At 68.2% G+C, this 12,214-nt stretch carries 14 protein-coding genes and 1 pseudogene; 5 read left to right on the top strand and 10 right to left on the bottom strand.

Features of this window, described 5'->3' with window-relative positions:
- The first annotated feature begins 35 nt into the window (after positions 1-35).
- A complete protein-coding gene (locus DIZ26_RS11935) occupies positions 36-1,109 on the top strand; it encodes a glycoside hydrolase family 172 protein (RefSeq protein ID WP_112240397.1) in 1,074 nt (357 codons plus the stop codon).
- 162 nt (positions 1,110-1,271) lie between these two features.
- On the opposite strand, the gene DIZ26_RS11940 is transcribed toward DIZ26_RS11935, so the two are convergent.
- The 8 genes and pseudogenes from DIZ26_RS11940 to thiO form a co-directional block, all read right to left on the bottom strand.
- Positions 1,272-2,444, bottom strand: a complete 1,173-nt coding sequence (locus tag DIZ26_RS11940; RefSeq protein WP_112240399.1) for a glycoside hydrolase family 15 protein — start codon at positions 2,442-2,444, stop codon at positions 1,272-1,274.
- Positions 2,445-2,455: 11 nt separating this feature from the next.
- Positions 2,456-3,337, bottom strand: coding sequence for a DMT family transporter (locus tag DIZ26_RS11945; protein ID WP_112241113.1), 882 nt, complete (start codon positions 3,335-3,337; stop codon positions 2,456-2,458).
- Positions 3,338-3,614: 277 nt separating this feature from the next.
- Positions 3,615-3,803 carry a PASTA domain-containing protein gene (locus DIZ26_RS39210; protein WP_456298633.1) on the bottom strand — a complete coding sequence of 63 codons (189 nt, stop codon included), beginning with the start codon at positions 3,801-3,803 and terminating at the stop codon, positions 3,615-3,617.
- Between the two features lie 21 nt (positions 3,804-3,824).
- Positions 3,825-5,594 (bottom strand): annotated as a pseudogene (gene pknB, locus DIZ26_RS11950) (Stk1 family PASTA domain-containing Ser/Thr kinase); the annotation flags it as partial.
- An 88-nt stretch (positions 5,595-5,682) separates the two neighbouring features.
- The gene (locus DIZ26_RS11955; protein WP_112240401.1) at positions 5,683-6,636 is read right to left on the bottom strand and encodes a lytic transglycosylase; all 954 of its coding nucleotides are present in this window, start codon (positions 6,634-6,636) and stop codon (positions 5,683-5,685) included.
- Between the two features lie 271 nt (positions 6,637-6,907).
- Positions 6,908-7,684 (bottom strand): thiazole synthase, encoded by a 777-nt coding sequence (locus tag DIZ26_RS11960; protein WP_112240403.1) that lies wholly within the window; start codon positions 7,682-7,684, stop codon positions 6,908-6,910.
- Positions 7,685-7,693: 9 nt separating this feature from the next.
- Positions 7,694-7,906 carry a sulfur carrier protein ThiS gene (thiS, locus tag DIZ26_RS11965; protein ID WP_232828283.1) on the bottom strand — a complete coding sequence of 71 codons (213 nt, stop codon included), beginning with the start codon at positions 7,904-7,906 and terminating at the stop codon, positions 7,694-7,696.
- Positions 7,903-9,057, bottom strand: a complete 1,155-nt coding sequence (thiO, locus tag DIZ26_RS11970) for a glycine oxidase ThiO (RefSeq protein ID WP_112240407.1) — start codon at positions 9,055-9,057, stop codon at positions 7,903-7,905. The genes thiS and thiO overlap by 4 nt, the downstream gene beginning before the upstream one ends.
- Before the next feature lie 43 nt (positions 9,058-9,100).
- Between thiO and thiE the strand changes: the two genes are divergently transcribed.
- From thiE to DIZ26_RS11985, 3 genes are read left to right on the top strand one after another with little or no spacing between them, the layout of a single operon-like run.
- Positions 9,101-9,766, top strand: a complete 666-nt coding sequence (gene thiE / locus DIZ26_RS11975; protein ID WP_112240409.1) for a thiamine phosphate synthase — start codon at positions 9,101-9,103, stop codon at positions 9,764-9,766.
- Complete coding sequence (locus DIZ26_RS11980) at positions 9,763-10,194, top strand: ribonuclease (RefSeq protein ID WP_232828284.1); 432 nt, start codon at positions 9,763-9,765, stop codon at positions 10,192-10,194. Before thiE ends, DIZ26_RS11980 begins: the two co-directional genes overlap by 4 nt.
- On the top strand, positions 10,191-10,622 hold the full coding sequence (locus DIZ26_RS11985) for a barstar family protein (protein ID WP_112240411.1): 432 nt from the start codon (positions 10,191-10,193) through the stop codon (positions 10,620-10,622). The genes DIZ26_RS11980 and DIZ26_RS11985 overlap by 4 nt, the downstream gene beginning before the upstream one ends.
- On the opposite strand, the gene DIZ26_RS11990 is transcribed toward DIZ26_RS11985, so the two are convergent.
- Positions 10,600-11,355: a YqjF family protein gene (locus tag DIZ26_RS11990; RefSeq protein ID WP_112240413.1), complete on the bottom strand. Its 756-nt coding sequence runs from the start codon at positions 11,353-11,355 to the stop codon at positions 10,600-10,602. The genes DIZ26_RS11985 and DIZ26_RS11990 overlap by 23 nt on opposite strands.
- Before the next feature lie 9 nt (positions 11,356-11,364).
- Positions 11,365-11,721 (bottom strand): DUF4180 domain-containing protein, encoded by a 357-nt coding sequence (locus DIZ26_RS11995; RefSeq protein WP_112240415.1) that lies wholly within the window; start codon positions 11,719-11,721, stop codon positions 11,365-11,367.
- A 69-nt stretch (positions 11,722-11,790) separates the two neighbouring features.
- Between DIZ26_RS11995 and DIZ26_RS12000 the strand changes: the two genes are divergently transcribed.
- Complete coding sequence (locus DIZ26_RS12000; protein ID WP_112240417.1) at positions 11,791-12,207, top strand: helix-turn-helix domain-containing protein; 417 nt, start codon at positions 11,791-11,793, stop codon at positions 12,205-12,207.
- Positions 12,208-12,214 lie beyond the last annotated feature (7 nt).

The following is a 12,214-nucleotide window of genomic DNA, read 5'->3' on the forward strand; positions in this document are numbered from 1 at the left end:
CCGTGACGGCCGTTGCGGAGCCTAGGCTCGCGGTCATGACTCTTCCGAACCTGTCCGGAATCAGCGCGGTCGTCGACGTCGAGACCCGCTCCATCAGCGCGGAGAACCCGACCGGCGAACGCGGCCAGGGCGGCCGGCGTACCGAAGGAACCGGAGCGCACGCGGCCCGCGATCTCGGCGTCGGCTGGAAGGTCTCGCCGTCGATCGAGATCGCCGCCGGGGAGACCGTCACGCTCGCCGACATCACCGGCTCGGGCGCGATCACCCACATCTGGCTGACCACCCACAGCGACCACTGGCGCCGGCTGATCCTGCGCGCGCACTGGGACGGTGACGAGGCGCCCGCGATCGAGACCCCCGTCGGTGACTTCTTCTGCTCCGGCTGGGGGCGCTTCGCGCAGGTGAACTCGCTGCCGATCTCGGTGAACCCGAACGGTGGGTTCAACAGCTACTGGGAGATGCCGTTCCGCTCCCGCGCGGAGTTGACGATCGAGAACACTCACGACGAGTCCGTGATCGTCTACTTCCAGGTCGACTACTGGCTCGGCACGGTCGCCGACGGATCGGCGTACCTGCATGCGCAGTGGCGCCGGAGCAACCCGCTACAGGCCGAAGCCGTGCACACGTTGGTGGATGGCGTGGCCGGGCCGGGGCACTACGTCGGTACCTATCTGGCGTGGGGTGTGAACAGCACCGGCTGGTGGGGCGAGGGCGAGGTGAAGTTCTACCTGGACGACGACGAGGAGTTCCCGACGATCTGCGGCACCGGTACCGAGGACTACTTCGGCGGCGCCTGGAACTTCGACCTCGGCGAAGACCGCGGCGGCTACACGGAGTTCAGTACGCCGTACCTCGGGCTGCCCCAGATCATCCGCCCGGACGGCCAATACCAAAGCCAGCAACGCTTCGGCATGTACCGCTTCCACCTCCCCGACCCGATCCGCTTCCGCACCACCCTCCGAGCAGACGTCCAAGCCCTAGGCTGGCGCTCCGGCGGCCGCTACCTCCCCCTCCACGACGACATAGCCTCCACCGCCTTCTTCTACTCCACCGCCACCAGCACCACCCGCCCAGCCCCACCCACCCACGACACCATGGAGATCTGCTAACTGTTGAACCCCACGCCACACGCGCCGGCCCGTCGCTCCCGTGGCCACGCGCCAGTCGCCTACTCCTGCCACTTGACCACCGTCGGCCGTTCGCCGCCGCCCGCCCGGTCGAGTCACCCGTCGACATACAGCGCGGCGATCCGGGGGATTCATGCGTTTGGGTCAGGCGGCGGGGACTGGGAGGGGTTTGTCCAGGGCGGCTGCGGTGAGGATGACCAGGGCTGAGGTCCAAGCAAGGGGCGCCTCGCCGGCGGGGTGTAGGTGGCGGTTGACTTTTTCGGGGATGGCGCCGGTGGAGGTGCGGTGGGTGTTGAGCCAGTCGAGGAGTGAGAGGGCGGTTTGGCGGTCACCGCGGGCGGCGGCGCTGAGGGCGAAGAGGGTGGTTTGGGGGGTCCAGGCGACGCCGTCGGCGCGCCAGGATTCGCCTGGGGTGACGCCGCCGTTCGGTTGAGTGAGTACGTCGTGGGCGTGGTCGATCGCGTCCGCCACGTCGGCGCGCGGTGGGGCGAACGGGGGACCAAGGACGGTGACGATCGCGTCCGCGCCGCCGTCGGGGGCCCGCGGGTAGGAGGGGCCGAAGGCGTGATCGGTTGCCGCTGACAACCGATCCAGAGCGCCTTGCCAGGAAGGGACTTCGTGGCCCAGCGACGCCGCGATCGCCAGTCCGGCGCGCAACCCGGCTTGCAGAGGTGCAACTGTGCCGAGCGTCACCGAGGACTCGGGTCGTTCCCAGTAGTCGGGGGAGACCGCAGGCAAACCGTCAGCACCGAGTTCCGCGACGATTTGGTCGCCGGACTCCCGCAGCATCGGCCAGTAAGCCGACAGATCGAGGCCGGACGAGCAGAACCAGCTTGCCCACAGCACCCATCCCGAGCCGTCCAGTTGCGGTTCACGTCCGTCCTGAGGCACCGAGCCGTCGGAAGCGGCGTACCGGGCGGCCCAGCGGCCCGACGTCGGCCGCACCTTGTTCAGGAACGACAGCACCGAGGCGGCCTCGGCGTACTGGCCGACCGAGCAGCGGGCGGCGACGACGAACGAGGCGTCGCGCGGCCAGACGAACCGCCAAGGCCCGTCCCATCCGGCCAGGGTCGCGCCGTTCGGCAGGGTCAGCGCGTCCAGATCGGCCAGCGCCTGGCGAACCATCCCGCCGTACTGCGTGGGCAGGCGCGCCGTCGTTGCCGTCGGCACCGTTTGTCCGGGGATTCCTTCGGAGACCAGCCCTGGTTGCGGATTCCGCTCGAGGTTCGAGGCCGTCCCGGCTGCAAGGAACGCCAGTAGTACGGCGATCACCACGAGCGGAAACCAGCGAATCCGTCGTGCGCTGTTGTCCCGCACTGCCAACCCCCTCACTGAGCTAGATGCTGAACCTCTGCCTCGATCTTGCGTCGCGGTGCCAGCTCGACCAGGTACATCGCCGACATCACCAGCGCGCCACCGACGAGCATCCGTCCGGTCACGCTGTCTGTTCCGAAGAGTACGGCGAAGGCCGAGGCGAACACCGGTTCCATCGTCATCGCGATCGCGGCCCGCGTCGGGGTCAGATGCGCCTGCGCCCAGGTCTGCACGATCAAGGCGAATGCACCGGCCACCAGTGCCATATAGATCACGGCCGTCCAGTCGCCGACTCCGCTGGGCAGCGTGAAGCCGCCGGGGAGTGCGCCGATCGCGCACACGGCCGTGATCACCACCATCTGCAAGGCGGACAGGCCGAAGGCGTTCTCCGGTGTCGACCACGCACCGAGTCCGATGATGTGGAGTGCGTACAGACCGGCCGACGCCAGCGTCAGCAGTTCGCCGGTGCCGAGGGTGAACCCGCGCAGGGACAGTACGCCGAGGCCGACTGTCGCCAGCACCACGGCGACCCAGGCCCAGCGGCCGATCTTGTGCCGCAGGATGACCGCGGCGAGCAGCGGCGTGAAGACGACGTACATGCCGGTGACGAAGCCGGACACGCTCGCGGAGGTGTGCCGCAGGCCTTCGGTTTGCACCAGCTGGGCGATCCCGTAGGTGACGCCGAGGGCGACACCCCGGCCGCGGTCCAGCCGGCTGAGCCGTCCGATCGCCGGCGGATGGACGGCGATCAGAGCGATCGCGGCGATCGCGAATCGCAACGCCAGGTAGTCGGCGACGTCCATCCTGGTCAGCAGATCCTTGGTCAGGAAGAACGTCGATCCCCACGCCGCCGCCACTGCGAGCAGGGCCAGAACGGCGATGCGGGAGCGATTCACGACCAAAGCTTGTCAGACACCTGACACCCCAACCAAAACGTCCCGACGCACTTCAGCCGGAAGCTGCCCAAAGCACCTGCGGTGTACGCCGCGAGCGGCCGGGCGGAGTGTCGGCTCACCGAGGCGAGCGCTGGGTGGAGTGCAACGCCGGGCTGAGCGCCTGCGACCGGAGCACCGTGCGGGTGCCACGCCTCTCCGGGCGGAGCGCCTGCCGCCACGGTGCCGGTCTTGTCCAGTACTACGGTGTCGCGCTGGCGCCAGCGCCAAGCGCGTGGGGTCAGACGATGGTGACGATGACTGTGCTGCCTGGTTGGGCCAGTTTGCCGGCGCCTGGGTTCTGGCCGGCGACGAGGTTGAGGCCGAGGTGGAACGGGGCGAGTTCGACCTTCACCTTGAAGCCTGCGTCGGTGAGGGTCTTCTGCGCGTCGGCGAGTTTCTTGCTCCGCACGTTCGGGACCTCGACCATCGGCGGCCCCTTGGACACGACCAGCTTGACCTTGTCCTTGCCGAACAAGGTGCCGCTGTTCGGCGTCTGGCTGATCACCACACCGAGCGGAACCGTCGGATCGAACTGATCGGTCCGCTCGACCGTGAAGCCGGCCTTCCGCAACGCCTTGGTCGCATCCCGCACGGGTTTGCCGGTCAGGTTCGGGACCGGGATCGGCTTGCGGCCAAGGCTGACCCAGAGATCGACCGCCGTGCCGGGCTTCTGCGACGTGTCGAACTTCGGGCTGAACAGAATCACGCGCCCCGTCGGGAACGCATCGCTGTAGACGCCGGTCTGCTTCCCGACGACCAGTTGGACCGACTCCAGCGCCCGGGTCGCCGCCTCCACGTCCAGCCCGGCGAGCTGCGGCACGTTGTACCGCTCAGGACCCTTCGAGACGACGAGCCCGACCTGCCCCTTCTTCCGGATCCGGTCACCAGGACCCGGGTCGGTCCGCATCACCTGACCGGCCGGCACTTCCTCGGAGAAGTCCGGAGCGAGCAGCTTCGTCCCCAGCCCAGCCTTCCCGGCCTCGGTCGCCGCGGCAGCCGCGGTCATGTTCAGCAGCACCGGCGTCGAGGTGTAGCGGTGAATGCCGTAGTACCAAGCTGCAGAACCAACGCCCAGAGCGAGAGCTAGCACCACGATGACGGCGATCAAGCCGTGACTACGCGAGCGCGGTGGCGCGGGCCGGGGCAGCTGGCGGGCCGAGCCGTTGGTGGTTCGCGGCCGCTGCTCAGGCGGCACGTTGGCGAAGGGGCGGCCCTCGTACGGTACGACGATGGTGTCGTTGCGCGGCGGCTCGCCGTAGTCGCGGCTGTAGCCGTCGTCGTACTCGTTGTCCTGGCGCATCTGCTGGATCGGGATGGTGAGGTCGCCGGTCAGCTCGGGATCGTCTGGCAACCCTTCGTCCAGCGCGCTGCGCACCCGGCGCACCTGGCGACTCAGCACCCGGGCGTCGGCCGGCCGGATGTCGCGGTCGCGAGCGGTCGCCCGCTGCACCAGCGCATCGACGTACGGCGGTATGCCCGGCTGGATCTCTGACGGCGGCGGCACGTCCGCGTGCACGTGCGCGTAGGCGACCTGGATGGGGGTGTCGCCGCTGTGCGGCTTGATGCCGGTGAGCAGTTCGTACAGCATGATGCCGGCCGAGTACACATCGGACCGGGCGTCCGCCCTGCCGTCCGTGACGAGCTCCGGGGCGAGGTAGGACACAGTGCCCATCAAGAGCCCCTGGGTCGCGGTCTGCCCGGTCGTGGTGACAGCGCGCGCCAGCCCGAAGTCGGCGACCTTGACCGTGCCGTCGTCCGCGATCAGCACGTTCTCCGGCTTGATGTCGCGGTGGACGATGCCTGCGTCATGCGCGGCGGACAGCGCCGACAGCACCGGCGACAACAGATCCAGCGCCCGGGCAGGCGGCAATGGAGCCTGCTGCCGTACTACGTCGCGCAGCGTGCGGCCCGGCACGTACTCCATCGCCAGGAACAACGTGCCGTTGTCGTCGCCCTGGTCGAAGACGGCGACCACGTTGGGATGCGACAGCTTCGCCGCGGCCCGTGCCTCGGCCACGAATCGGCGGCCGAACTCGGCGTCGTCACCGAGCCCGAGATGCATGATCTTGAGCGCGACGATCCGGTCCAGCCGCATGTCCAGCGCCTCGTAGACCGTCGCCATGCCGCCCTTGGCGACCCGCGCACCCACCCGGTACCGCCCGTCGAGCACACGCCCGACGAGGGGATCACTGAGCTGGGTGTGTACGTCGTCCGTCACGTGCGGTGAGCCGCCTCTCGAAGCCTGTCTGCTTAGAGAGTGTAAAGAGGCGGTCCGGCAGCGGCTTCCCCGCCGCGCCGGACCGCGCTTACCGCGGGCTCCAGCCCTTCTCCAGTTGCGCCTTGATCCGCAGCACGTTCTTCACGTAGAGCTTGGTGTCCGGGTACATCCCGTTGCGCCGGACGCCGCCCAGACCCTGGTAGTAACCGGCGACGGCGATGTCGAGTTTCGCGGCGGCGGTGAGCCGGTCCAGCAGCACGACTCCGGCGGTCACGTTGTCGAGCGGCCTGAGCAGGTCGAGGTTGCGGCCGACGATGCTGGAAGCGAACCGTCCGGTCGACGGGATCACCTGCATCGCGCCGATCGCGTTCGCGGGCGAGACGACCCGCTGCTTCCAGCCGGACTCCTGCCAGGAGACGGCCAGCGCGAGTTCCGGATCGACGCCGTACTTGCGGGCGACCGAGGTGATCAGCGACCGCATCTGGGCGCGGGTGGGAAGTTTGCGCTGGGCAAGGATCGCCCGGTTCCGGTCCGCCTGGGCGACGACGTGGTCGGCGTACGTGCGGCCGGCGAAGGTGTTGTTCTTCTTCTTGACGACCGGCTTCGGCTTGGGCTTCGGGATCGGCACCGGAACGCGCAACGGCCGTCCGGCGTAGATCGGGGAGGTCCGCTTCAGGCCGTTCACCGACAGCAGGTATTTCTGCGATACGCCGTACCGTTTGGCGATCTTGCTGATCGTGTCGCCGGGCTTGACGACGTAGACGATCTGGCCGGCCTTCGGCTGCGACGGCCGGCGTGCCGGTGCCGGTTTGGCGGGCAGGGCGAGCACCTCGCCGGCGTAGATGGCGTTGCCGTTGCCGGGAAGGTTGTTCAGGGCAACCAAGGTCTTGACCGTCGTTCCGTACCGGCTGGCGATCAGGGTGAGCGTGTCGCCGTTCTTGATCTTGTAGTGCCCCAAGCCAGGCGACCCGGCGGTGATCACCCCCGCGGCCAGCAGCGGAACGGCGAGTCCGGTCAGTATCCGTACAACCCTGTGACGCATATCCGTCTCCCCGTGTCAACGTTCCTTGACGGTAAGTGCAGGTACTCCTGTGACAACAGGTACGCATGGGTCACTTGTTACGGCTGTTACGCAATGTTTACAGTTTATGACTGAACTACATGGATGTGGTTCACAATCGATCGACGCGTCGTCGCCAAGCGATCACACAAAGCGTGTACCGCAAAGCGTCCTGATCCAGGCAATTGCCACCGGCAACAGATGCCCACGGCACCTATCTCCGGTACGCCGACCGCGCGCCGGTGACAGCCCGTCAGTACGAGAGGCGTCCGTCGGTGGGAGACGACGCCTGGGCCGAGTGCCAGCGGCGGGGGATCCGGCCGGCCAGTCGTGCGCTCCGACCCGCGTTGACCGCGTCCCGCATGGCGGCCGCCATCAAAGCCGGCCGCTCCGCACGGGTGACAGCCGTGGCCAGCAGTACCGCGTCGCAGCCGAGTTCCATCGCCAGCGCCGCGTCACTCGCGGTCCCGATCCCCGCGTCCAGTACGACGGGAACCGTGGCCGCCTCGACGATCATGCTGATGTTGTGTGGGTTCCGGATGCCCAGCCCCGAACCGATCGGCGAACCCAGCGGCATCACGGCGACACAGCCGGCCTGCTCGAGCCGGCGGGCCAGGATCGGGTCGTCGTTGGTGTAGGCGAACACGGAGAAGCCGTCCGCGGCCAGCGTCTCGGCAGCGTCCAGCAGTTCGACCGGATCGGGCAGCAAGGTGTGGTCGTCGGCAACGACCTCCAGCTTGATCAGGTTGGTCTCCAGCGCTTCCCGAGCCAGCCGGGCGGTCAGGACGGCTTCCCCCGCGGTGAAGCAGCCGGCGGTGTTGGGGAGCACGGCGATCCCGTGCTTACGCAGTACGTCGAGCACCGAACCCTGCTGGTTCGGGTCGAGCCGCCGCAGGGCGACAGTGGTGAGCTCGGTCGCGGACGCGACCAGTGCCTCTTCCAGTACCTCGAGGCTCGGCGCGCCGCCGGTCCCCATCACCAGCCGCGAAGTCAGCTCGAGTCCGGCGATCGTCAGGCTGTCGTCACTCATGGTTCCTCCTCAACCGCCCTGGACCGCGGTGAGGATCTCCACCCGGTCGCCCTCGGCCAGTGCCGTGGCGGCCCACTCGGCCCGGGTCACCACGGCTTCGTTCACCGCGACGGCCACGCCGATGGGACTGCGGGCCCAGCGGTCCACCACGTCGGCCACGGTGGTTCCCACTGCGATCTCTTCGGCGCTGCCGTTCACGAGCACCTTCATAACCTCACTCACCTGGCTACCTTAGGCGCGCTGAACCTGTCGATCGCGAACGGTGCCGCAAGGTCCGGTATCTGGCCGGTCCGGACGGTCTCGGCGATGACCTGTGCGGTGATCGGAGTGAGCAGTACGCCGTTGCGGTAGTGCCCGGTCGCCCAGAGCAGTCCGTCGAGTCCGGATGCTCCCAGGATCGGTGCGTTGTCCGGTGTCGCCGGCCGCAGCCCGGCGACTGTCTCGACGAGCTCCAGCTCGTCGGTGATCGGCAGGACCATCCGTGCGTCGCGCAGCAGCGAGAACACCCCACCCGCGAGGACGCGTGTGTCGTACCCGAGCTCTGTAGTCGTCGCGCCCACCACCAGCTCACCGCCAGGCCGGGGGACCAGGTAGACCGAGAAGCCCCGCGCGGTGGCTCGAACAGTGTGGTGCAAGGCGGGTCGGTAGGCCTCGGGAACGCGCAGCCGGAGGATCTCGCCCTTGACCGGCCTCACTGGCGGCCGCAGCTCTTCCGGGATCCCCTGCAGCTGGGCGGACCAGGGACCGGTCGCAGCGATGAGTTGGGCGGACCGGATGGTGCTGCCGTCCGCCAGTTCCACACCGACTGCCGTAGTACCGGCTGTGAGGACTCGGGAGACCTGCTGCCGTTCGAACCGTACGCCGGTCAGCTCGGTTGCTCGCAGGAGGGCTGCGACGGTCCGGCGGTTGTCGACCGAGTGATCGCCGGCCACCCAGACGCCGCCGGAGACGCCTGCCGCGAGGAGCGGTTCACGCTTGCGGACCTCGCGGCCGGTGAGCTCCTCGACTTCCAGGCCGAGGCGACGCTGATAGTCCGCGAGCCGCCGGAGCGCGGCGACGTCGTCCGTGTCGTAGGCGACCGAGAGAGTTCCTGTCCGGTTGAGACCGGCCGGCCGGCCGGTGAGCTCTTCGAGCTCCGCCGCGAAGCCGGGCCAGGCGGCGACGCTGGCGAGGTTCAGGGCCAGCAACTCGTCCTCGCCGTACTCGACCTCGGTGACCGGCGCGAGCATGCCGGCCGCGACCGCGGAAGTCTGGCTACCTGGTGTCGGGTCGCAGACGGTCACTTGGATGCCGTCTGCCGCGAGTCGCCAGGCGATCGCCAGGCCGATCAGTCCGCCGCCGATCACGACGACTTCCGAAGTTCGCTCAGCCATGGCGACAACCCTACGTCTGTGGCCACATGGCAGGCTTGGGCGTGTGACTGAGCCCACCGCTGACGATGGATTGCGCGAACGACTCGCCGACGCCCGCCTCTACCTCTGCATGGACGCGCGGGAGGAGCAAGGCGACCTGGAGCAGTTCCTGGACGCAGTACTCGGCGGTGGCGTCGACATCGTGCAGCTCCGTCAGAAGAGCCTCGAGGCGGCCGACGAACTGGCGGCCCTGGAGGTGTTCGCCGACGCCTGCAAGCGACACGGCAAGTTGCTGGCGGTCAACGACAGAGCGGATATCGCCTTCGCAGCAGGCGCCGACGTGCTGCACCTGGGCCAGCGTGACCTGCCTGTGCACGCAGCACGCGCCATCACTGGACACGAGCCGGTGATAGGCCGCTCCACTCACACCTTCAGCCAGGTGAACGCAGCGGTGATCGAACAAGGCTCGGACTACTTCTGCGTCGGCCCGGTCTGGGCCACCCCCACCAAGCCCGGCAGAAGCGCCGCCGGCCTGGAGTTGGTCTCGTACGCCGCCAGTAGGCAACCCGTGAAGCCGTGGTTCGCCATCGGCGGGATCGACCTCGACCGGCTGGACCAGGTCGTCGAGGCCGGCGCCGAGCGCGTCGTCGTCGTACGGGCGATCACTGAGGCCGACGATCCGGGTGCTGCTGCTGCGGAGTTCAGCAGGCGGCTGCGGGGTGCCGGGTGATCAACAACCAGAAGACAGCGCGCATCATCGCCGCGGTCGTGGTCGCCATGCTGGTGATCACGCTGGCGGCGTCGCTGTTCGGGTGCAGCGCGGACAAAGCGAGTGGCCAGCCACAGAAGGATCCGGACAGCGGGCTGGTGTTCGTCGCCGCTGGGGACCTACCGAAAGAGGCGCAGCAAACACTGCAGCTGATCGACAAGGGCGGCCCGTTCCCGTACAGCCGCGACGGTGTCGTGTTCGGCAACTTCGAGAAGGTCCTGCCGAAGGAAGTCAGCGGCTACTACCACGAGTACACGGTGAAGACGCCCGGGGAGAAGGACCGCGGCGCCCGCCGGATCGTGACCGGGAAGAACGGCGAGCGTTATTACACCGACGATCACTACAAGTCGTTCCGCCGGATCAGGGGGGACGGGGGGACCGACGGATGACCGACCTGCGGACCTTGCTCGACAACGGGCTACGCCCGGGCGTGTACCGCTGGAAAGCTGACCAGGACTCTGCCGACGATGTACGCCGTACCGTCGCCGCCGCGGGCTGGAACTTCGTGCTGCTGGACACGACGCGGATCCCCGACAAGGCGGGCTTCCTGGATCTCTGTGCGACCGCGTTCGATCTACCGCGCTGGTTCGGGCGGAACTGGGACGCGCTGGCCGACTCGTTGAGCGACAGGTCGACCGGTGAGCCGGAGGTGGTGCTGTGGGAGGGCTGGCGCGATCTGCTCGACCACGACCACGACACGGTCGACGTGGCGCTGCAGATCTTCGGTGAGGACGCGAAGGAGTCCGGACAGCTCCGGGTGCTGCTGCGCGAAGCCGGCGACGTACCGGATCTCGTCAGCGACCTCCCGGTCGTCTAGCCGTACTCGCGAGCGTCGGTAGCCCGAACCGCGCCGGTACGCCGTGGCTGAAGACCACGTGGTCGGGCGGGCGGCCGGAGAGCTCGTGAAGCCCCACGGACGCCAGGAGACCGTGTTCCTCGAAGGCGGTGAGCTCGGCGGTTCGCAGTACCCAGGCGGGATGTTCGTTGGGCAGGTGCAACGTGCGACCGGCTCGTGCGACGTGTAGTCCCCAGCGCGCAGTCAGGAAGTGCTCCAGTGGTCCAGGGGTGAGCGTGTCGCCTACCTGGACCCGGATGAGGCTGCTGGCCTGAGTACCGGGCCACCGCAGCCGTGAGGTGTACGTGTGGGTGTCACCGTGGACCTCGTGCCGCATGCGGGCCCAGCGGTAGGGCAGACCGAAGACAGTTCGAGCAGCGCCGACCACTGCGGCACGATCCGCGTCCAGGCTGAGGAAGACGACACCGCGACGGCCGGTCGCGTCGACGGAGTACAGCCTGATGTTCGTCTCCAGGAAGGTGCCCAGCCAGGGCACTGCTGGTCCGCGGGGGAACCCGGTGCCGGTCATGCGGAAGGGAACCAGGCCTACGTAGCTCTTGCCCTCGAAGGTGTCGGGCTCGGTGCCGGGCGGATAGAAGCGTTGCAGGCTAGCCGGTTCGACGGCCCAGTGCAGGAAGGTCAGATCTCGCCAGTTCTGCCTCAGGATTCGCGGCGGATGGAGCAGCGGCGCCTCGAACTCGACCGGCTCTGCCATAGGGGCAATCTACTGCTGCGCTGCGAGCCTCTCGGCGAGGTCGGCCAGGTCGGCGACGAACCACAGGTGCCTGCCGCGGTTGGCCTCGCGCACCCAGTCGCCGAAGGACGTACTGGCCGCGGCGTGTGCCTCGATGTCGCCCATCACGGCCAGCCGCATGCGGTAGTCGACGAACTTCTGCACGATGGCTCCGGCGACACCCGACTTCAGCCGGAAGAACTCGGCCGGCAGTTTGTCGACCGGCAGCACCAGGAACTCCGCGCCGTGGTCGTAGTGCGCCGCTGCGATGACGTCGACGGCATCCCGGTCGGTGCTGACTTCCGTGTCGGCGATATACACGGTCGTGCCGTGGAGGTACTTAACCATGGATTTAAAGTACTCTAAAAGTCCCTATCGAGCGATTTATAGGGAATTCTAAGGAATCGAGGCGTCGCGATGGCCCGGGAGCTGTACTCGGTCGAGGAGGTCGCGGAGCAACTCGGGTTGCACGTGCGGACGGTCCGGAACTACATCCGCGACGGCCGGCTCAAGGCGGCCCGGATCGGCAAGCAGTACCGGATCGCCCGCGAGGACCTGGAGGCGTTCACCGGGACCAGCGCGGCCGTCTTCGACCCGGCCGCGAAGACCCGGCACGTTGAGGTCTCGGCGATCGTCCACGTCGAGTCGGTCGACCGGACCCTCGCCGACCGGATCAGCACGCACGTGATGGGCTCGCTGAACCGCGACGTCGGCCGGCTCCGCGTCGAGACGGCGTACGACCCCGATCGCGGCACGCTGAAGGTGATCGTGCTGGGCGATCCCGAGATCGCCGCAGACCTGCTGCGGCTGATCGGCCTGCTGGCCGAGTCCTGATCCCAGG

The organism is Kribbella monticola (assembly GCF_003261635.1).
Classification (GTDB): domain Bacteria; phylum Actinomycetota; class Actinomycetes; order Propionibacteriales; family Kribbellaceae; genus Kribbella; species Kribbella monticola.